The sequence below is a fragment of the uncultured Tateyamaria sp. genome (assembly GCF_947503385.1).
In the GTDB taxonomy this organism is placed as follows: domain Bacteria; phylum Pseudomonadota; class Alphaproteobacteria; order Rhodobacterales; family Rhodobacteraceae; genus Tateyamaria.
In genome coordinates this window covers 701,156-721,112 of the sequence record NZ_CANNDO010000001.1, presented here as the reverse complement: position 1 = coordinate 721,112, position 19,957 = coordinate 701,156, and the positions used below count along the sequence as shown (strand labels likewise).

At 62.8% G+C, this 19,957-nt stretch carries 19 protein-coding genes; 13 read left to right on the top strand and 6 right to left on the bottom strand.

The annotated features are described in order from the left end of the window. Positions 1-60 precede the first annotated feature (60 nt). The 7 genes from Q1A85_RS03515 (at position 61) to Q1A85_RS03485 (ending at position 8,153) form a co-directional block, all read left to right on the top strand. Entirely contained in the window at positions 61-807 is a 747-nt protein-coding gene (locus Q1A85_RS03515) for an SDR family oxidoreductase (protein WP_299685125.1), read from the top strand. Further along, complete coding sequence (locus Q1A85_RS03510) at positions 804-2,603, top strand: IlvD/Edd family dehydratase (RefSeq protein ID WP_299685123.1); 1,800 nt, start codon at positions 804-806, stop codon at positions 2,601-2,603. The genes Q1A85_RS03515 and Q1A85_RS03510 overlap by 4 nt, the downstream gene beginning before the upstream one ends. An 11-nt stretch (positions 2,604-2,614) precedes the next feature. Continuing rightward, on the top strand, positions 2,615-3,457 hold the full coding sequence (locus Q1A85_RS03505) for a fumarylacetoacetate hydrolase family protein (protein ID WP_299685121.1): 843 nt from the start codon (positions 2,615-2,617) through the stop codon (positions 3,455-3,457). Then, positions 3,450-4,385, top strand: coding sequence for a 2-hydroxyacid dehydrogenase (locus Q1A85_RS03500; RefSeq protein WP_299685119.1), 936 nt, complete (start codon positions 3,450-3,452; stop codon positions 4,383-4,385). The genes Q1A85_RS03505 and Q1A85_RS03500 overlap by 8 nt, the downstream gene beginning before the upstream one ends. A gap of 84 nt (positions 4,386-4,469) precedes the next feature. Next, positions 4,470-5,798 (top strand): UDP-glucose/GDP-mannose dehydrogenase family protein, encoded by a 1,329-nt coding sequence (locus Q1A85_RS03495; RefSeq protein WP_299685117.1) that lies wholly within the window; start codon positions 4,470-4,472, stop codon positions 5,796-5,798. A 96-nt stretch (positions 5,799-5,894) separates the two neighbouring features. Continuing rightward, on the top strand, positions 5,895-6,770 hold the full coding sequence (locus Q1A85_RS03490; RefSeq protein ID WP_299685115.1) for an MBL fold metallo-hydrolase: 876 nt from the start codon (positions 5,895-5,897) through the stop codon (positions 6,768-6,770). A 111-nt stretch (positions 6,771-6,881) separates the two neighbouring features. Then, positions 6,882-8,153 carry an acetylornithine deacetylase/succinyl-diaminopimelate desuccinylase family protein gene (locus tag Q1A85_RS03485; protein ID WP_299685113.1) on the top strand — a complete coding sequence of 424 codons (1,272 nt, stop codon included), beginning with the start codon at positions 6,882-6,884 and terminating at the stop codon, positions 8,151-8,153. A gap of 11 nt (positions 8,154-8,164) precedes the next feature. Here Q1A85_RS03485 and panC read toward each other — a convergent pair whose 3' ends face one another. The 3 genes from panC to Q1A85_RS03470 form a co-directional block, all read right to left on the bottom strand. Beyond that, positions 8,165-9,019: a pantoate--beta-alanine ligase gene (panC, locus tag Q1A85_RS03480; RefSeq protein WP_299685111.1), complete on the bottom strand. Its 855-nt coding sequence runs from the start codon at positions 9,017-9,019 to the stop codon at positions 8,165-8,167. Next, a complete protein-coding gene (gene panB, locus Q1A85_RS03475; protein ID WP_299685109.1) occupies positions 9,016-9,849 on the bottom strand; it encodes a 3-methyl-2-oxobutanoate hydroxymethyltransferase in 834 nt (277 codons plus the stop codon). The genes panC and panB overlap by 4 nt, the downstream gene beginning before the upstream one ends. Positions 9,850-9,939: 90 nt before the next feature. Next, the gene (locus Q1A85_RS03470; RefSeq protein WP_299685107.1) at positions 9,940-11,043 is read right to left on the bottom strand and encodes an acetoin utilization protein AcuC; all 1,104 of its coding nucleotides are present in this window, start codon (positions 11,041-11,043) and stop codon (positions 9,940-9,942) included. Between the two features lie 131 nt (positions 11,044-11,174). On the opposite strand from Q1A85_RS03470, the gene Q1A85_RS03465 reads away from it, so the two are divergent. The 6 genes from Q1A85_RS03465 to Q1A85_RS03440 are packed head-to-tail and all read left to right on the top strand — an operon-like array spanning position 11,175 to position 15,676. Continuing rightward, entirely contained in the window at positions 11,175-11,897 is a 723-nt protein-coding gene (locus Q1A85_RS03465) for an SDR family NAD(P)-dependent oxidoreductase (RefSeq protein WP_299685105.1), read from the top strand. Then, the gene (locus Q1A85_RS03460) at positions 11,897-12,754 is read left to right on the top strand and encodes an alpha/beta hydrolase (protein ID WP_299685103.1); all 858 of its coding nucleotides are present in this window, start codon (positions 11,897-11,899) and stop codon (positions 12,752-12,754) included. Before Q1A85_RS03465 ends, Q1A85_RS03460 begins: the two co-directional genes overlap by 1 nt. Further along, positions 12,744-13,484, top strand: coding sequence for an SDR family oxidoreductase (locus Q1A85_RS03455; protein WP_299685101.1), 741 nt, complete (start codon positions 12,744-12,746; stop codon positions 13,482-13,484). The genes Q1A85_RS03460 and Q1A85_RS03455 overlap by 11 nt, the downstream gene beginning before the upstream one ends. Beyond that, positions 13,481-13,831 (top strand): cupin domain-containing protein, encoded by a 351-nt coding sequence (locus Q1A85_RS03450; protein ID WP_299685099.1) that lies wholly within the window; start codon positions 13,481-13,483, stop codon positions 13,829-13,831. The genes Q1A85_RS03455 and Q1A85_RS03450 overlap by 4 nt, the downstream gene beginning before the upstream one ends. Positions 13,832-13,875: 44 nt before the next feature. Beyond that, entirely contained in the window at positions 13,876-14,880 is a 1,005-nt protein-coding gene (locus tag Q1A85_RS03445; RefSeq protein ID WP_299685097.1) for a P1 family peptidase, read from the top strand. Beyond that, entirely contained in the window at positions 14,867-15,676 is an 810-nt protein-coding gene (locus Q1A85_RS03440; RefSeq protein WP_299685095.1) for an alpha/beta fold hydrolase, read from the top strand. Before Q1A85_RS03445 ends, Q1A85_RS03440 begins: the two co-directional genes overlap by 14 nt. Before the next feature lie 3 nt (positions 15,677-15,679). Here Q1A85_RS03440 and dxs read toward each other — a convergent pair whose 3' ends face one another. From dxs to pufM, 3 genes are all read right to left on the bottom strand, one after another. After that, positions 15,680-17,614, bottom strand: a complete 1,935-nt coding sequence (dxs, locus tag Q1A85_RS03435) for a 1-deoxy-D-xylulose-5-phosphate synthase (RefSeq protein WP_299685093.1) — start codon at positions 17,612-17,614, stop codon at positions 15,680-15,682. A 223-nt stretch (positions 17,615-17,837) separates the two neighbouring features. Then, a complete protein-coding gene (pufC, locus tag Q1A85_RS03430) occupies positions 17,838-18,959 on the bottom strand; it encodes a photosynthetic reaction center cytochrome PufC (RefSeq protein WP_299685091.1) in 1,122 nt (373 codons plus the stop codon). A gap of 2 nt (positions 18,960-18,961) precedes the next feature. Then, positions 18,962-19,957 carry a photosynthetic reaction center subunit M gene (gene pufM, locus Q1A85_RS03425; protein WP_299685089.1) on the bottom strand — a complete coding sequence of 332 codons (996 nt, stop codon included), beginning with the start codon at positions 19,955-19,957 and terminating at the stop codon, positions 18,962-18,964.

Sequence of the window (19,957 nt, the reverse complement as noted above, 5' to 3'; positions counted from 1 at the left end):
CGCTAACGGTAAACCGCAGCCTGCCGGTCTGCGCAACACCATATCGCATGGGGGGAAGTCATGGGCCGTCTCGACGGAAAGCGCGCGCTTGTCACAGCCGCAGGACAGGGGATCGGGCGCGCATCCGCGCTCGCCATGAAAGCAGAAGGCGCCGAAGTCTTTGCCACGGACGTGAACGAGGCCGCGGTGGAAGAGCTTAGCGGCGAAGGTATCGAAACCTATGTGCTCGACGCGATGGACCCGGTCAGCATCCGCAAAGGGGTGTGGCACGCGCAACCGGACGTTCTGTTCAACTGCGCGGGGTTTGTCCATCACGGCACGATTATGGATGCGGACGAGGATGAATGGGAATTTGCCTTTGATCTGAATGTGCGGTCGATGTTCCGGTCCATTCAGGCGGTGCTGCCGGGGATGCTGGAACGCGGGTCGGGGTCGATCATCAACATGTCGTCTGCGCTTGGGTCGATCATGGGTGCGCCCAACCGGTTCATCTACGGCACGACAAAGGCGGCGGTGGTCGGCCTGACCAAATCGGTGGCGTCAGACTACATCACCCAAGGCATCCGCTGTAACTGCATCTGCCCCGGCACTGTCGAAAGCCCAAGCTGGCACGAGCGGGTCAAGGCCTTGGGCGAGCAATTGGGCAGCTATGACGAGGCGATGGCGCAATTTGTTGCCCGCCAACCCATGGGCCGTGTCGCTAAGGCCGAAGAAATTGCAGCGCTTGTCGTCTATCTCGCCAGCGACGAAAGCGCCTTTACCACCGGACACACTCATATCATCGACGGAGGCTGGTCAGGCCAATGAGCAAGAAAATCGGCATCGAGGACCTGCGGTCGCGCAAGTGGTTCATGAACCCCGACAACCCGGAAATGACCGCGCTTTACCTTGAGCGCTACCTGAATTACGGCCTCACGCGGGAAGAGCTGCAATCCGGCAAGCCGATCATTGGCATCGCGCAGACGGGCAGCGACCTGAGCCCCTGCAATCGCCACCATATCGAGCTGTCCAAGCGCGTGCGTGATGGCATCACCGCCGCCGGGGGCACCTGCATCGAAGTGCCCGTGCATCCCATTCAGGAAACGGGCAAGCGGCCCACCGCGATGCTCGACCGCAACCTCGCTTACCTGTCGCTGGTGGAGACGCTGTTTGGCTATCCGCTGGACGGCGTTGTGCTGAACATCGGCTGTGACAAAACCACACCCGCCCTGCTGATGGCCGCCGCAACGGTTAACATCCCGGCGGTTGCCCTGTCTGTCGGCCCGATGCTGAATGGCTGGTTCAGGGGCAAGCGCACCGGGTCCGGCTCAATCGTCTGGCAGGCGCGCGAGATGATGGCCAAGGGCGAGATTGACGAAGAAGGGTTTATGGAACTTGTCGCCTCTTCCGCGCCGTCCGTGGGCTATTGCAACACGATGGGCACCGCGACCACGATGAATTCGCTGGCCGAGGCGCTGGGGATGCAACTGCCCGGTTCTGCCGCGATCCCTGCGCCCTATCGCGAACGCGGGCAGATCGCGTACGAGACCGGCAAACGCGCGGTCGAAATGGTGTGGGAGGACCTGCGCCCGTCCGACATCATGACGCGCGAGGCGTTCGAAAATACGATTGTCATCAACTCCGCCATTGGCGGGTCGACCAACGCGCCCATTCACCTGAACGGGATTGCGCGCCACCTTGGTGTGCCGCTCGACAATGACGACTGGCAACAGGTTGGGCATGACGTGCCCCTGCTGGTGAACCTCCAGCCTGCGGGCGAATACCTAGGCGAAGATTACCAGCACGCAGGCGGCGTGCCTGCCGTGATCGGAGAGTTGATCGCTGCCGACCTGCTGCCGCATCCCGATGTCATCACCGCCAATGGCAAGACCATGCGCGAGAACTGCGGGCATGTGCGGTCCGAAGACACCAAGGTGATCCGGCCCGTGGCCGACCCGCTGAAAGAGCGCGCGGGGTTCATCAACCTCAAGGGCAACCTCTTTGACAGCGCGATCATGAAGACTTCGGTGATCTCCGAGGAATTTCGCAACCGCTACCTGTCGAACCCCGACGACCCGGAGGCGTTCGAAGGGCGCGCCGTGGTGTTCGATGGGCCCGAGGATTTCCACCATCGCATCGATGATGAGGCGGAGGGGATCGACGAACACTGCATCCTGTTCATGCGCGGTGCGGGTCCCAAGGGCTATCCCGGCGGGGCCGAGGTGGTGAACATGCGCGCGCCGTCCTACCTGCTGAAACGCGGGATCGAGGCGCTGCCTTGTGTGGGTGACGGACGGCAGTCCGGCACCTCCGGGTCGCCGTCAATCCTGAACGCCTCGCCCGAGGCGGCGGATGGCGGTGGGCTGGCGCTGCTGCAAAACGGCGACCGCGTGCGGATCGACCTGAAAAAATGCACCGCCGACATGCTGCTGGACAAAGCAGAGTTGCAGGCCCGCGCGGACGCGCTGGCGGCACAGGGTGGCTATCCGCATCCAGACAGCCAAAGCCCGTGGCAAGAGATTTTCCGCGACCGCGTCGGCCGGTTCGACGAAGGCATGACCCTGCGCGGATCGACGGACTACAAAGACATCTCGCGCAAACACATGCCGCGGGACAACCACTAAAGGGACAGACCATGAAACTCGTACGATACGGCGCGCCGGGCGCGGAAAAACCGGGGCTGATGGACGGCGACACACTGCGCGACCTGAGCGGGCATGTGGATGATATCACGGGTGCCGTGCTGGACGATGCCAGCCTCGACCGTCTGCGCGCCATTGATCCTGCAAGCCTTGCCGCTGTGGACGGCAACCCCCGCATTGGCCCCTGCGTTGGCAATATCGGCAAGTTCCTGTGCATCGGTCTGAATTACTCGGACCATGCCGCTGAGCAAGGCCTGCCGATCCCGGCGCACCCCATCCTGTTCTTCAAAGCGAATTCAGCGATCGTCGGACCCAACGACGATGTGGTGATGCCGCGCGGATCCAAACGGTCCGATTGGGAGGTCGAACTGGGCGTGGTCATCGGCAAAGAGACGAAATACGTGTCCGAGGCCGAAGCGCTGGACAGCGTCGCGGGCTATTGCATCGTCAACGACGTATCGGAACGCGAATTCCAACAGAACCTGACCGGCCAGTGGACCAAGGGCAAGTCCTGCGACACTTTTGGCCCAACGGGTCCGTATCTTGTGACACGTGATGAAATCGCAGACCCGCAGGCACTGGATATGTCGCTCAGCGTTAATGGCGACCGAATGCAAACCGGCAACACGGCCACAATGATCTTTTCCGTGGCCGAGATCATCTCGCATCTCAGCCAGTTGTTCACGCTGCATCCGGGCGATGTCATCTCTACCGGGACGCCGCCGGGCGTCGGTGACGGGATGAAACCACAGCGCTACCTTGCCGTGGGCGACGTTATGGAACTGACCATCGACGGTCTTGGAACCCAGCGTCAGGAGGTCAAACAGGATGCCTGATCTGTTGCAAATCGGTGGCATCACCGGAGACATGCGCGCCCGGCTGGCAGAGCGATTTACCATTCACCAGATGGGCGACGATTACCCCGCAGATGCCATAACTCACATCGTGACCAACGGACATGACGGCGTTCCAGCCGCCGTGCTGGAGGCCTGCCAGAATGCCAAGGTCGCGGCAAGCTATGGGGTCGGCTACGACGCCATCGACACCAACGCCTGCGTGGCGCGCGGGATGCTGGTCACACATACCCCGGACGTGCTGAACCAAGAGGTCGCGACCACCGCGATTATGCTCATGCTCACCAGCTTTCGCAACTTCTTGAGCGACGAGGCGCACGCACGCTCCGGTGCATGGGAACGGGACGGGAATGCGCCCCTGTCGCGCTCAGCGGATGGGCGTCGGGTCGGTATCCTTGGCCTCGGGCGGATCGGGCAAGCCATCGCGGACAAACTCAAGGCATTTGACGCCGACATCCATTACCATACCCGCAGCCCCAAGGATGTGCCCTATACTTACCACGCCGATCTCGTGGATATGGCGCGCGCAGTGGAGGTCATCATCTGTATCACGCCCGGCGGTGCCGCGACCCGGCACCTGATCAACCGCGAGGTGATGGAGGCGCTTGGCCCCGATGGCACGCTCATCAACGTCTCGCGCGGATCGGTCGTGGACGAGGCCGCGCTTGTGACCGCCTTGCAGGACGGCAAACTGGGCTACGCCGCACTCGACGTGTTCGAGCAGGAACCAAAAATCCCCGATGCTCTGAAATCCATGTCCAACGTTGTCCTGTTGCCCCACGTGGGCAGCGGCACCCACGAGACGCGCGCCGCGATGGGCAATCTGGTGGTCGACAACCTGCTCAGCCATCTGGACACGGGCCGCGTGGTGACACCTGTGCCGGAATGCGCGCACCTGAACCCTAGCTAAACCAAGCGCGGCCTCTTGCCTTGACGGCGTGTAAGGCCGCGCACTACCACACGTGCAACGATAAATCAGCACGGCGGGCAGGCCATGAAGATTGCGATGATTGGGACGGGCTATGTGGGCCTCGTGTCGGGGGTGTGTTTTTCCGACTTTGGGCACGACGTGGTCTGCGTCGACAAGGACCCTGACAAAATCGACAAGCTCAAGGCAGGCGCGGTGCCGATCTACGAGCCGGGGCTTGAGGCCCTGATGACAAAGAATGTGGAGGCGGGCCGCCTGTCCTTCACCCTCGATCTGGCCGAGGCGGTCGATGGGGCGGATGCCGTGTTCATTGCGGTGGGCACGCCCACCCGCCGGGGCGACGGTCATGCTGATCTGACATATGTCATGGCCGCCGCCGAGGAGATCGCCGCATTGGCCAAGGACTATGTCGTGATCGTCACCAAATCGACCGTGCCCGTGGGCACCAACCGACAGGTCAAGCAGACGGTGCGCAAAGCCAACCCAGAGCTGGACTTCGACGTCGCGTCCAACCCCGAATTCCTGCGCGAAGGGGCGGCGATTGACGATTTTATGAAACCGGACCGCGTCGTGGTCGGCGTTCAGACAGACCAGGCGGCAGAGGTCATGGCAGACATCTACCGACCGCTGTTTCTGCGCGACTTTCCCATCGTGACGACCGATCTGGAAAGCGCAGAGATGATCAAATACGCCGCCAACGCGTTTTTGGCGACCAAGATCACCTTCATCAACGAAATCGCGGCGCTGTGCGAACGCACCGGTGCGGATATCAAACAAGTGTCCAAGGGCATGGGCCTCGACGGGCGCATCGGCAACAAATTTCTGCACGCAGGCCCCGGCTATGGCGGGTCGTGTTTCCCCAAGGACACCAAGGCGCTGGCCCGTATCGGGCAGGAACACGCCGTGCCGATGCAAATCACCGAAACGGTGATCAAGGTCAACGAAGAGACCAAGCGGCGGATGATCGACAAGATCTTCGATCTTTGCGATGGGCAACTGGCGGGCAAAACGGTGGCGGTTCTGGGCGTGACCTTCAAACCCAACACCGATGACATGCGGGACGCCCCCAGCCTGACGATCATCCCGGCCCTGATCGGTGCGGGAGCAAAGGTGCGCGTCGTGGATCCGCAAGGCCAGCGCGAAGGCGAAGCCCTTCTGCCCGGCGTGCAATGGGTGGAGGACGCTCACAAAGCCGTCCAGAACGCCGAGATGCTGGTCATCCTGACCGAATGGAACGAATTTCGCGCGCTGGACCTCAAAAAGCTGGCGCGCCGCATGGCCGTGCCGCGGCTGGCCGATTTGCGCAACATATACGCGGTCAAGGACGCCAAACGCGCGGGCTTTGTCGCCTATACCAGCGTTGGACGCGAAGGGTTTCAGACAGACGGGTCCTGACGGGTCGCAAAGCGGCTTGCGTCAGATCAACACGCGCACAAGTTAAGCGTGGCAAAATACATGCAACAAAGGCAATCTGTTTTCAGGAGGCCCGCCATGACACCCGACATGACCCAACGCCCGATTGTGACGCCGTTTTTTGACGAACGCTCCAACACCATTTCCTATGTGGTGCAGGAACCGGACGGACCGGGCTGCGCCGTGATCGACGCGGTGATGGACATCGACTATGCCGCCGGCGCGCTGAATTTTGACGGGGCGGACGCGATGATCGCGCATATCCGCGCCCATGATCTGCGGCTGGAATGGATCATCGAAACCCACGTCCATGCCGATCACCTGAGCGGCGCGCCCTATATCCAGCAGGCGCTGGGGGGCAAGATCGGCATTGGCGCAAAGATCACCGAGGTGCAGGACACCTTTGGCAAGGTCTTTAACGAGGGGACGGAATTCCAGCGCGATGGCAGCCAGTTCGACGCGCTGTTCGAGGATAACGATACCTACACAGTTGGCGGCATGACCTGCTTTGCCATGCACACGCCGGGACATACGCCCGCCTGTATGGTGCATGTGATGGGCAACGCCGCCTTTGTCGGCGATACGCTGTTCATGCCCGATGGCGGTTCGGCCCGCGCGGATTTTCCCGGCGGCGATGCAGGCGAGCTTTATGACAGCATTCAGCGCGTGCTGTCCCTGCCCGGCGATATGCGCCTGTTCATCTGCCACGACTACGGCCCCGGTGGGCGCGCCATCGCGTGGGAAACGACCGTCGCCGAGGAGCGCGAAAACAACATCCACGTGGGCGGCAGCAAGACCCGTGACGACTTCATCCGCTTTCGCACCGAACGCGATGCGCAACTGGCGATGCCCAACCTCATCATCCCCGCCCTGCAGGTGAACATGCGCGCAGGCGAAGTGCCCCGCGACGATCACGGTGACATGGCGCTCAAGGTGCCACTGGGCAAGCTCTAACGGCAGGGCGCAAGCGTCCCCGTCTCTCTCCCCCAAAAATCCTCCCCGAAGGGCCGGGCTGCGCCGGGCCAACCCTTGCCAATCCCGGTGCGACACCCGACACTCGTGGCCATGACCCTCGGCACCCGCATCGACGGCGCGCGTGACGACCTTGTTGCGCTGACGCAGGACATGATCCGCATCCCGACGCTGAACCCGCCGGGAGCGCATTATCGCGACATCTGCGACCTGCTCGCCCGCCGCTTGGGCCGGTCGGGTTTCGACGTGGAACTGGTGCGCGCCACCGGCACTCCCGGTGACAGCGACCGCTATCCGCGCTGGAACGTGGTGGCCCGGTACGCGGGCACCGACCCTGGCGATTGCGTCCATTTCAACGGGCATCACGACGTGGTTGATGTCGGCCTCGGCTGGACACGCAGCCCCTTTGGCGGCGACGTCGAAGGGGATCGCATCTACGGGCGCGGGGCCTGCGACATGAAAGGCGGGCTGGCCGCCGCGATCATCGCCGCCGAGGCGTTCGTCGCAGAACACAACACCTTTTGCGGCGCCATTGAGATCAGCGCCACCGCAGACGAGGAATCCGGCGGCTATGGCGGCGTCGCCTATCTGGCTGAACAGGGCTATTTCGACCCCGCGCGCGTGCAGCATGTCATTATCCCGGAACCTTTGAACAAGGACCGTATCTGCCTTGGCCATCGCGGCGGCTGGTGGGCGGAAATCGAAACCAAGGGCGAAATTGCCCACGGTTCGATGCCCTTTCTCGGGGACTGCGCCGTCCGTCACATGGGCGCTGTGTTGGACGCGTTCGAGACCGAGCTCTACCCCGCCATGGCCCAGCGCCGCACCGAGATGCCTGTGGTGCCCGATGGCGCGCGGCAATCAACCATGAACATCAATGCGATCCACGGCGGCCAACCCGAACAACCACCCGATTATGACGGTCTGCCGACCCATTGCGTGCCCGACAGCTGCCGTATCGTGATCGACCGGCGCTTTCTCGTCGAAGAGCGCTTGGATGATGTGCGGGGCGAGGTGGTGGCCTTGCTAGAACGGCTGCGCATGTCGCGGGATCGGTTCGCCTATGAAATGCGCGAATTGAACGTTGTTCTGCCGTCCATGACGGACAAAACGGCCCCGGTGGTAGAGACAATTCACGCGGCAATCGAAGATGTGTTGGGTGTGGCCCCCACCTATGTCGCCTCGCCCGGATCCTACGATCAAAAGCACATCGATCGGATCGGCAAACTGCGCAATTGCATCGCCTACGGCCCCGGCGCGCTGGAGTTGGCGCACAAGCCCGATGAATGGGTTGGTATCACGGACATGCTGGACAGCGCCAAGGTCATGGGAGCCGCGCTGGAACGCCTTCTCTTGCCGAGCTAGGCAATACGCGCCTATGTCACTGCGGGAACGTCGATATTGTCGATCAGCCGAACGCCCGCCATCCACGCGGCCGCGAACAGTCGGGCCGGTGCTTCGGCACGGTGGATTAGCCGTAGCGTGTCGTTTGTCCGCAGTTCCAGATAATCAATGTCGCCAAAGCCCGCAGCAGCCAGACGCGCCTGCGCCGCAGGCAGCAGCGCATCCATGGCCTGCCCGGACTGAAGCGCCTCGCCCATGTCCTCCATGACATCGAACAAGGCGGATGCCCGGCTGCGCGCCTGATCGGACAGCAACAGATTGCGCGACGACATCGCCAACCCGTCAATTTCGCGGATGGTGGGACATCCCACCACGTCGACGCCCAAATCCAGATCGCGGGCCATACGGCGCACCACCTGCAATTGCTGAAAGTCCTTTTCACCAAAAAAGGCGAGGTCCGCAGACGACTGGGTAAACAGCTTGGTGACGACGGTTGCGACCCCGTCGAAATGTCCCGCCCTGTGCGCCCCGCACAGAACATCCGTCAGCCCCTCGACACGCACGGTCGTGGCGAACCCGTCCGGGTACATTTGCGCCCCGTCGGGCACATAGATCGCGTCGACCGCAAACCGCTCCAATTTGCGCGCGTCCTCATGTTCCGTGCGCGGGTAGTTTTCGAGGTCTTCGGGATTGTTGAACTGTTTGGGGTTCACAAAGATCGTAACGATCACCCGGTCCGACATCTCCTTGGCCCGCGCAACAAGGCTCAGGTGTCCGTCATGCAGCGCGCCCATGGTCGGCACAACACCGATGGTTTCGCCTGCGCGGCGCCAAAGCTGCGCCATCTCGCGCAGCTCTGCGCGGGTCCGAACGATGGGGGCTGTCATGCGTTGCTCTTGGGGTCCGCGTCGCCAAAGACGTGTTCGGCAGCCGGGAAGCTGCGCGCGCGCACATCCGCAGCATAGGCCGCAATCGCGGCTTCACCATCACTCGCCAATTCGGCATAGCGTTTGACGAACTTGGCCTTGAACCGCGTGAACAGGCCCAGCATATCGTCGACCACGAGGATCTGGCCGTCACAGCCTGCCGACGCCCCGATGCCAATGGTAGGGATCGGGATCGCTGCGGTGATCTCGTCTGCGAGCGTTGCGGGCACTTTTTCCAGCACAACCGAAAACGCGCCAGCCTCTGCGACTGCCCGCGCATCCGCCATAAGTGCGGCACCCGCATCACCCCGGCCCTGCACCTTGTAGCCACCCAGCGTGTTGATTGACTGCGGCGTCAGCCCGATATGCGCCATCACCGGCACACCGCGCGCCACGAGGAATGCGATCGTCTCTGCCATGTGGACCCCACCTTCGAGCTTGACCGCCGCCGCACCGGTTTCTGCCATAATGCGTGCTGCGTTGCGGAACGCCTGCGCGGGGCTTTCCTCGTAGCTGCCAAAGGGCATGTCCACGACCATCATCGCAGATTTTACCCCGCGCCCCACGGCACGACCGTGCATGATCATCATGTCCATAGTCACCCCAAGGGTCGACGGCAGCCCATGCAGAACCATCCCGAGACTGTCGCCCACAAGGACAAAGTCGCAATGCGCGTCCATCATTTCCGCCATGGGCGTGGTGTAGGCTGTGAGGCTGACGATGGGTGTGCCGCCTTTCATGTCCCGGATATCATCGGGCAAAGGGGCTGATTTGCGGGCGGTGGCGCTCATGTGGCGGGCCTTTCGCTGTCGAAATTCTGGGCAGGGCCATAACAGGCGCAAGCCGGTTGTGCCACTACAGGCTTTGGTCGAAACGCACCGTCAGCTGTGCAATTCTGCGAGGCGGGTTCGGATGTCGTCCCGAATAGGCCCGTTTCGTGGCCGATCGGCAAGCGTCGTGAACCAGTGTTCCGGCGGATTGCGCCCGCGCCGGTTGCCATCAAAGCGCAAGCCGCGCAGCACCGCTTCCGGCGCGGCGTCCAGCCTGTCCGGCACCTCGAACCCGTTCAGCGCGCCCCAGACGCCGGTCCAGAGCCGCCCCACGGACCACGGATTGTACCCCCCGCCGCCCAACACAAGCAGCCGAGGCGCCATGCCCATAAGTGCTTGAACGACGGACCAATGTGCCTGATTGGACAGGGACAGATGGGCCTGCGGGTCTTCTTCGACCCCATCCGCACCGCATTGCAGAACAATAGCATCCGGGCAAAACCCCTGCACGCGCGGCAGGATCAGCGTATCGACAATCAGCGCCATCTCATCATCATGCAGACTGCGTGGCACCGGCAAATTGATCGTTGTGCCATAGCCAGTTACGCCCAGCGCACCGGTGCGCGGCCATATCCCCTCTTCGTGCACCGATATCATCAACACATCCGGATCGTCGCCAAAGGCGTGTTCGACGCCGTCCGGATGATGCGCGTCGATATCCACATAGGCCACCCGGCGCGCACCATTGCGCCTGAGCGACAGGATCGCCAGCACCGGATCGTTGAGATAACAGAACCCGCCCGCCCGGTCCGGCATCCCGTGATGTGTCCCGCCCGCAGGGTGGTAGACGATGCCACCATGGGCCAGCAACTCACCCGCCAGAAGCGATCCACCCGCCGCTGTCGCGGGACGGCGGTACATCTCGGCGAACACGGGGTTGGACGGTGTGCCAATCGCGTGTCGCGACCGAACGGCCGCGCTGACAGCCTGCGCCGCCTCCGCCGCGTGCAGCGCCTGCACGTAGTCAGGTGTGTGCCAGATCGTCAGCGTCTGTGGCTTGACCCGGGGGCTGGGCACATAAACCTCGGGCGGCAGCCAGCCCATCGCCCGCGACAGGTCCATCACGGTGGACACGCGCGGCACGCGCAAGGGGTGCCACGCGCCATAAGACGAGCCGCGATAGATGTCCGAACCGATGAAAAGAGGCCGCTGCATGAGCGCCAACATAGGCGCCCCGCCGCCGGGTGCGAGCCGATTGCACCCGCGCGGCACAGGAAAACCGTTGCGGCCCTACGCCCCGCGGCGCAAATTGATGCACAAAGGCAGGCACGCTCGGGGGGACGGGGATGTTCGACAACAGGTTTCAGGGACGGCACTGCGTCGTGACGGGCGGCGCGTCCGGGCTTGGCGAAGGCATCGCAAGCCGTCTGGCCGCCGAAGGCGCCACGGTCGAGGTTTGGGACATCAACGGCGCGGCCCTGACCCACGTGGATCAGGACCGTATCACCACCCGGCAGATCGACGTGACAGATGCCGACGCGGTGTCCTGGGCCATGACAGAGACCAATCCGGATGTGCTGGTATGTTCTGCCGGGATCACCGGGCCGAACGCGACCACGTGGGACTACAGCGTGGACGATTGGCTGGCGATTCATGCGCTGAACCTGCACGCGGTGTTCTATTGCTGCCGCGCCGCAGCGCCCCTGATGGCGGCCAAGGGGTGGGGCCGGATCGTCGCCATTGCCTCTATCGCTGGCAAGGACGGCAATCCAAACGCGCCCGCCTATTCCGCGTCCAAGGCAGGCGTGATCGGACTGATCAAGTCATTGGGCAAAGAGCTTGCGACAACAGGTGTGACCGCCAACGCAATCGCGCCCGCCGCCGTGCGCACCGCAATTTTTGACCAGATGACGCAGGAACATATCGACTTCATGCAATCCAAAATTCCCATGGGCCGTTTCGGCACGGTCGAGGAAATTGCCGCCATGGCCTGCTGGCTGGCCTCGGACGAGGCGAGCTTTGCCACGGGGGCCTGTTTTGACCAGTCGGGCGGGCGGGCCACCTACTGATGCGGATCGAGGTGAATGGCGTCCGACTATTTGTCGATGTCGAAGGCCCCAAGCTGGTGCCCGACGGGCCATTCATGCGCCAGCGACACACGGTACTGGCGCTGCATGGTGGGCCGGGCGCGGACCATTCCATCCTGCGTCCCCTGATGACCCAGCTGAGCGATCTGGCGCAGATCATCTATGTGGACCACCGGGGCAATGGCCGTTCAGATGACGGCGATCCTGCCGATTGGACCCTTGCCCATTGGGGCGATGACGTGCGTGCGTTGTGCGACGTCCTCGGCGTGCAAAAGCCCATTGTTTACGGCGCGTCCTTTGGCGGCGTGGTGGCGCAGGCCTATGCCACGCAGCACCCGGACCACGCGGGCGCGCTGATCCTCGCCTGCACAACTGCACGCACTGATTTCGAAACAATCTACGCTGCCTTTGACCGTATCGGTGGAAAGGTCGCGGGCAATGTCGCGCGCGCCTACTGGTCCAACCCGACACCTGAAGGACGGCAGAACTATTTTGACATCTGTCTGCCGCTCTATTCCCGCACGGTGCCTGATCCGCATATGATGCAGCGCATGATCGTCAAAAACCCGGTGGCCATGCACTACAACGGACCGGACAACGAACAGGGGCGCTTTGACTTTCACGACGCACTTGCACAGGTGCCGTGCCCGGCACTTGTGCTGTCCGGCGACAGCGATCCGATCATGCCGCACCCCTTTGGCGAACGGATTGCCGCCGCGTTGCCCAATGCAGAATTCCATTTGATCGACGGGGCTGCGCACCTGCTTGAGACGGACAAACCCGCGACGGTCCTGCACCTCATCCGCGAGTTCATCAAGGAGACGCCCTATGCAACTTGACGGCAAGACCGCCATCGTGACCGGTGCCGCCTCCGGCTTTGGCGCAGGCATTGCACGCGCCTTTGCTGCCCAAGGGGCGCGGGTGCTGGTGGCCGATTTGAACAGCGACGGCGCGGAAGAAGTTGCAGGCGATATCGGTGGCACACCCTGCACTGTTGATGTCGCAAATGGCGCATCCGTTCAGGCGATGGTGGATGCGGGACTGCAGGCCTTTGGCCATATCGACGTTCTGGTGAACAACGCAGGCATCACCCATCTGCCGCAAGCCATGGAATACGTGACCGAAGACGATTTCGACCGTGTGCTCGCGGTGAATGCCAAATCTGTCTACCTTACCGCACGCAGTCTTGTGCCGCATTTCAAGGCGCGCAAGGCGGGCGCAATCCTCAACATCGCATCGACCGCGGGGGTGTCGCCGCGCCCCAATCTGAACTGGTACAACGCCTCCAAAGGCTGGATGATCACCGCGACCAAGGCCATGGCGGTTGAACTGGCACCACATGGCATCCGGGTAAACGCTCTGAACCCGGTGGCAGGCGAAACGCCCCTGCTCAAAAGTTTTATGGGGGAAGACACGCCCGAAATGCGGGCCAAGTTCCTCGCCACGATCCCGCTGGGCCGGTTTTCGACACCGCAGGACATGGGGGCCGCCGCCACATTCCTGTGTTCGGATGCGGCATCCATGATCACCGGCGTGGCGCTCGAAATCGACGGAGGACGCTGCATATGACACCCATCAACCTCGCCCAGAAACTCAGCCAGTTCAGCACGCACTGGGACCCACATGTGGTCGCAGACTACAACGGCAACGACGTGATGGTCGTCAAGTTTCAGGGCGAATTTCCGTTCCACCTGCACGAAGACACGGATGACTTCTTTCTTGTGCTTGAGGGCGAGATGGTGATGGACCTCGAAGGGCAAAGCCACCCGGTCAAAGCTGGCGAGTTGTTCATCGTGCCCAAAGGTGTCACCCACCGACCCCGCGCCGAGGAAGAATGCAAGGTGCTGCTGATCGAACCCAAGGGCGTGCCCAACACCGGCGATCCAGCCACGGCCGCACCCAAGCCGCGCATCTGACCCGTCTCTGTCCCAAAAAATCCCCGCCGGAGGCACAAATTCTCATGATCCCAGGTCCACAAAACGCCATCACGGACGTCGCAGGGCTCAAGGTCGGCCACGCGCAGGACGAGGCGCTGAAATCCGGGGTCACGGTCATGACGGCAGACGTGCCATTTACGGCCTCGGTCGCGGTGCTTGGGGGCGCGCCGGGCACGCGGGAAACAGACCTTTTGGCCCCGGACAAATCGGTGGCGCAGGTGGATGCGCTGGTGCTGTCCGGTGGCTCTGCCTTTGGGCTTGAGGCCTGCGCGGGGGTCGTGGCGGGCCTGCGCACGGTCGGGCGCGGGTATCCGGTGGGTCCGGCGCGCGTTCCCATTGTGCCGGGTGCCATCCTCTTCGATCTGTTGGCGGGTGGCGATCACGGCTGGACCGGCAATCCCTATCCCGCACTTGGTCGCCGCGCGCTGGAGGCCGCCGAGCCCCGCACCGGGATCGGCAGCATCGGGGCAGGCACCGGGGCCACGACGGCTGCCATGAAGGGTGGTTTGGGCACGGCATCCCTGACCCTCGACAGCGGGATCAGCGTGGGCGCCTTGGTCGCCGCCAACCCGATGGGAAGCGTCACCACGCATGGTGACCGGCATTTCTGGGCCGCTCCGTTCGAAATCGACAGCGAATTCGGCGGTCTGGGCCCGGACCCTGCCAGCGGGCTGGGGCGCACGATCGACCGGCGCAAGGTCACGGCCATGATGGAGCACGCAAATACCACCATTGCAATCATCGCCACGGATGCCTCTCTGGACAAAGCGCAGTGCCAGCGTGTCGCCATCGCAGCCCATGACGGCATCGCCCGGGCCTGTGTGCCCGCACACAGCCCCAGCGACGGCGACCTTGTCTTTGCCGCTGCAATGGGTGCGAAGGTCCTGCCCGATCCGTCCGAGCTGGGCCTGATCGGCCATGCGGCGTCTTTGTGCCTTGCCCGGGCCATCGCGCGGGGAGTTCATGCCGCAACACCTGCGCCGGGCGACATCCTGCCCACGTGGAGCGAGCTTAATGCCGACGCTTGATCGCCCGGACGTGACCCTGCACTACGCGGTCGAAGGCGACGGCCCGCCATTGCTGATGTTGGCCGGGTTCATGTCGGACCACAGCACATGGGACCCGCTGGTTGCCCGACTGCGACACCGGTTCACGTGCATCCGTCCCGACAACCGCACCACCGGGCGGACAACCCCGTGGGATGCGCCGGTCTCCATTGACCTTATGTGCAAGGATGCGCTGGCGGTTATGGATCACCTCGGCCTCGAACGATACCACGTGATCGGCCATTCCATGGGCGGCATCATCGCGCTGCACATGGCTCAACAGGTGCCGCTGCGCATGGCCTCGACGCATATTGCGGCATCCGCACCCGTACGGCTTGCGCGGAACACGGCGCTCTTTGCCAACATGATCGCGATACGGCGCAGCGATGCGCCGCCCGACACGTGGCTGCGTGCGCTTTACCCGTGGCTTTACAACCCACGTGTCTACGATGACCCCAAAGTTGTTGATCAGGCAATTGCTGACGGGCTTGCCTATCCCCATGAGCAAAGCGCCGATGCGATGGAACATCAGTTGACGGCCCTGCGCGGGTTTGACGGGGCCGCGCTGTCGCGGCCCACCTGTCCGACACAGGTGCTGATCGGCGCGCTGGACTTGATCGTGCCGCCGGATCACATTCTGGCGGTGTTGAACCACCTGCCCCACCACATTGTGGAGGGCGCAGGGCACTCGATCCATTGGGATGCGCCGGATGTTGTTGCCGACCTGACCACCACCTTTGCCGACAAGAACCCGATCCGCGGATCGCTCAGCAGCTAGGCGTTATTCTCCGGCAGTGGCCAGATCGACGACGTTCGTTTCGTCGCGGCCCATTGCGTCGCGCACGGCGGCGATGATCCCATCGGCGTCTATGCCAGCAGCGGCATACATCTCGTCCGGGCTTGCCTGATCGATAAAGCGGTCCGGCAAGCACAACGTGCGGACCTTGAGGCCTTTGTCCAGCAAGCCTTCGCGCGCCATGGCTTGCAGCACCATCGCCCCAAAGCCACCCATGGCACCCTGTTCAACTGTCAGCAACAGCGCGTGACGCGATGCCAGATCGCGGATCATCTCCATATCCAGCGGTTTGGCAAAGCGGGCGTCCGCGATGGATACCGACAATCCTTCGGCCTCAAGCTGCGCGGCGGCACGCTCGCAATCGTCAAGCATCGCGCCCAACGACAGCAGCGCCACGTCGCGCCCCTCTTGGATCATGCGGCCCTTGCCGATCTCAAGCACGGTGCCCTGTTCAGGGATCTCAACACCGCGCCCGTTGCCGCGTGGATAGCGGAATGCAATGGGTCCGCTGTCATGGGCCGCAGCTGTGGTGACCATATGCACCAGTTCGGCCTCGTCCGCAGCGGCCATAACAACCATGCCCGGCAGTGCGGTGAGATAGCCGATGTCAAACGCCCCTGCATGTGTCGCGCCATCCGCCCCGACCAGCCCCGCCCGATCCAGCGCAAAGCGGACCGGCAACCCTTGCAGCGCCACATCATGCACCACCTGATCATACCCGCGTTGCAGGAAGGTCGAATAGATTGCGCAGAACGGCTTGAGCCCGCTGGCCGCCATCCCGGCGGCAAAGGTCACGGCGTGCTGTTCCGCGATGCCAACGTCAAAGACGCGCGCCGGAAACCGGTCCTGCATCTTGTTCACGCCAGTGCCCGAAGGCATCGCGGCGGTGACGGCGACAATGCTGGGGTCCTGCGCCGCAAGGTCCGTGAGGGTCGCGCCAAAGACCGAAGTATAGGACGGTGCGTTGCTTTTGCTCTTGGACTGCTCGCCTGTTTCCACGTCGAATTTGGACACGCCGTGATACTTGTCGGCGGACCCTTCGGCGGGGGCGTAGCCCTTGCCCTTGACCGTGCAGGCGTGGATCAGAACCGGCCCATCCGCACGCGTGCGGGCGGCTCGCAGGACGTTCAGCACCTCTGCCATGTCATGGCCATCAATCGGGCCGATATAGTCAAAGCCCAGCTCTTCGAAGAATGTGCCCTTGCTACCAACCCCTGTCACCATCTCGCGCGCACGGCGCGCACCGTCGCGCATGGGTTTGGGCAGCGCCTGTTCCATGCCTTCGGCAATGGCGTGCAGCGGAGCGAGGGGAGAATTCCGGCTGAGGTTCGACAGATACGTGCTCATGGCCCCTGTGGGGGGCGCAATGCTCATCTCGTTGTCGTTCAGGATTACGAACAGACGGCGCCCCTCGTGACCTGCGTTGTTCAGCGCCTCATAGGCCATGCCGGCGCTGATGGAACCGTCACCGATCACGGCGACCGCGTCGCCCGTCGGCATTCCCATGTCGCGCCCCACGGTGAAGCCGAGCGCGGCAGAGATCGACGTTGACGAATGCGCGGCACCAAACGGATCATATTCGCTTTCCGATCGTTTGGTGAATCCGCTCAGCCCGTCCTTCTGCCGCAAGGTCCCCATACGATGGCGCCGCCCTGTCAGGATCTTGTGCGGGTAGCACTGGTGGCCCACGTCCCAGATCACCTTATCACGTGGCGTGTCAAAGACGGCATGAATGCCCACGGTCAGTTCGACCACACCGAGCGACGACCCCAGATGCCCGCCGGTTCGGGACACGGCGTCGATCACGTCGGTGCGCAACTCGCTTGCCAAAGCGGTCAGTTCCGCATCGCTCAGCCGTTTCAGGTCCTGCGGCCCGGCCACACGGTCCAGCGTCGGTGTCTTGGAGGGTGAAACGGTCATTGGCGCACGTCCTTTCTTGTCACCGCCCTGCCGCCTTGCCCGCGACATCGTTGGGCGAAAAAGGCGTCGTGCCTGAGGGATCAAGCACGACGCCAGGTTCCTGTAGCCAACAGGAAGGGAACCGGGATCTCAGGATCCCGTGCCCGGACCAAGGAAGCCAGTGGTCCGCGCCTGGCGTCACATGGCGTTGCCGCCATGTGTCATGGTGTTGGGCGCGGACGCCCTATTCGTAAACCGGTGCCTCGGTCGTGACCAATTCCGGCCAGTCATCCGTGACGTTCATGCCCTGAAGCGGACGTTGATACCCCTTGTGGCAGGTCCGGCAGGCGGCCTTGGGCGCGTCCGCATAGATCGGGCCAAGCCGTTCAGCGGGATAGGTATCCTTGAGCGGGATCAGGAATTCCTGGTTCAGCTCGATCACCATCTGGCGGCCCAGCTGTGCCGTGCTCCATTGCGGCGTCACTTGGGCCGTGTCGTAGAAGGCCCGGCTGTTGTGACAGAACACACAATTCACACCCAGCGAGTTCGAGAAGTAATTCATCAGCGAATAGGTCATCTCGGTCTTCTGGATGGTGTGCACGTCCTCCGTCAGGCCCGGTACACCGGCGACGCGGCTTTCCAGATCGTGAACGTTCACGAGGCTGTCGTAATCGGTCAGGTAGACCTCCAGCGCGGATGACGGCAAAGACGTGGACTGGCTCATCGACGTGGCACGGTTTTGCACCGCAGCCCAGCCTTCGACCGACTGGTTCACCGGTGTGACGTTGAACCAGATGTCGCTGGGCACGTTCTGACCCCGGTGGCAGGTATAGCAATTGACCCCCACCTCGGCGACCGCGTTCACGTGGCTGTCCCACTCTTCGTTGATGTGCTGCGTCATCTGGATCATGCGGCGGCTGACGACCTTGGTGTACAGGTTGTCCGCGCCATACTCTTCCAGATCGACATCGCCGTGACAGTAGGCACAGCCCTGTTCCGGGCTCACCCACTGGGTCATGGCCAGCATCACGCGATTGAAGTTGTCCTCGGTCAGATCACCCAGCACCTGCACATTTTCGTAGATGTCGCGTGCCAGCGGTTCGCCGCCTTCGGGCACATACGGCGCTTCGGTGTAATAGTCCTCGATCGACGGATCGGGGGCGAGGCGGGCGATGTTGTATTCCGGCACAGACATGCCCGTGCCCGCCGGGCCGGTCTGCATACTGGCCGTTTGCGCCGGGTTGCCCCATGTGATCAGCAGGATCGCCACGAACAGGGCCCCACCGACGGCCCCCACGAGGATCGCGGGGCCGAAGATGTTCGTCGGGTTGGATTTATTCCATTGGTCAAACCACTTGGGTAGCATGATCAGTTCTCCTTCCCGATGAAGGCTTCGTAAGAGCCGTAATCTTCGTAGCCGTAGGCGCCGTCATACATCGGGGCAAAGTTGTGCTCTTGCGCCCAGATGAACCAGTTGTCGACGACAGTCCCGGTGAGCAGGATGCCGATGCCGCCTGTGATCGGGGTCAGCACCGCAAACCACCACGCCCAGCGGTGGATGCCCTCCATCGTGGCGTTGAACCCCATGGTCCAGCGCCAGAACAGGGCCGCGCGTTCCGTGGCCGTGCCGCGGTCATAAATCTGCTCCAACTCGCGGTCGCCGCCATAGCGGGTGACCGCCAGAATGGTGGCACCGTGCATACAGAACAGCAGGACTGAACCATAAAGGAACACAATGCTCAGGCAGTGGAACGGGTTGTAGTAGAGGTTGCCGTAGCGGATCGAAAACGCCGTGGTCCAGTCAAGGTGCGGGAAGATACCGTAAGGCACCGCCTCGCTCCACGATCCCATGAGGATCGGACGGAACAGGCCCAGCACCAGAAACAGCCACACGGCAGACGCAAAAGCCCAGAACACGTGCTTGCCCATCCGGTGCTGTTGCGCCAGCAGGTAGCTGCGCAAAAGCCACGTCATCACCGACACCAGCAAAAAGAACGATGCGATGATGTACCAGCCGCCCTCGTTCAGTGGCGGAATGCTCAGCCCATATTCCGGCGACGGCGGCTCCAGCGCCAGCCAGAACAGTTGCCTCAGCAATTCGGGAAAGCTGTAGCCGACCTGCGCCAGCATACTCAGCCCCACCATGACGAACCAGATCAGGCCCGTGGCCAGCGACACCATCCCGGTCCAACCCAGATAGATCGGCCCAATTTGTGCGTTGCCAAAAAGGCCCGCCAGCTTGGAAAACCATGGGTTGCCCACGCGCTCTTCGAGCATTGTGCCGTTGTCGTCCATGCCCCATTCGGGCGTGCCTTGGACCTGCACTTGGGTAAAGATGTTCTGATATTCAGCTTTGATACCCAT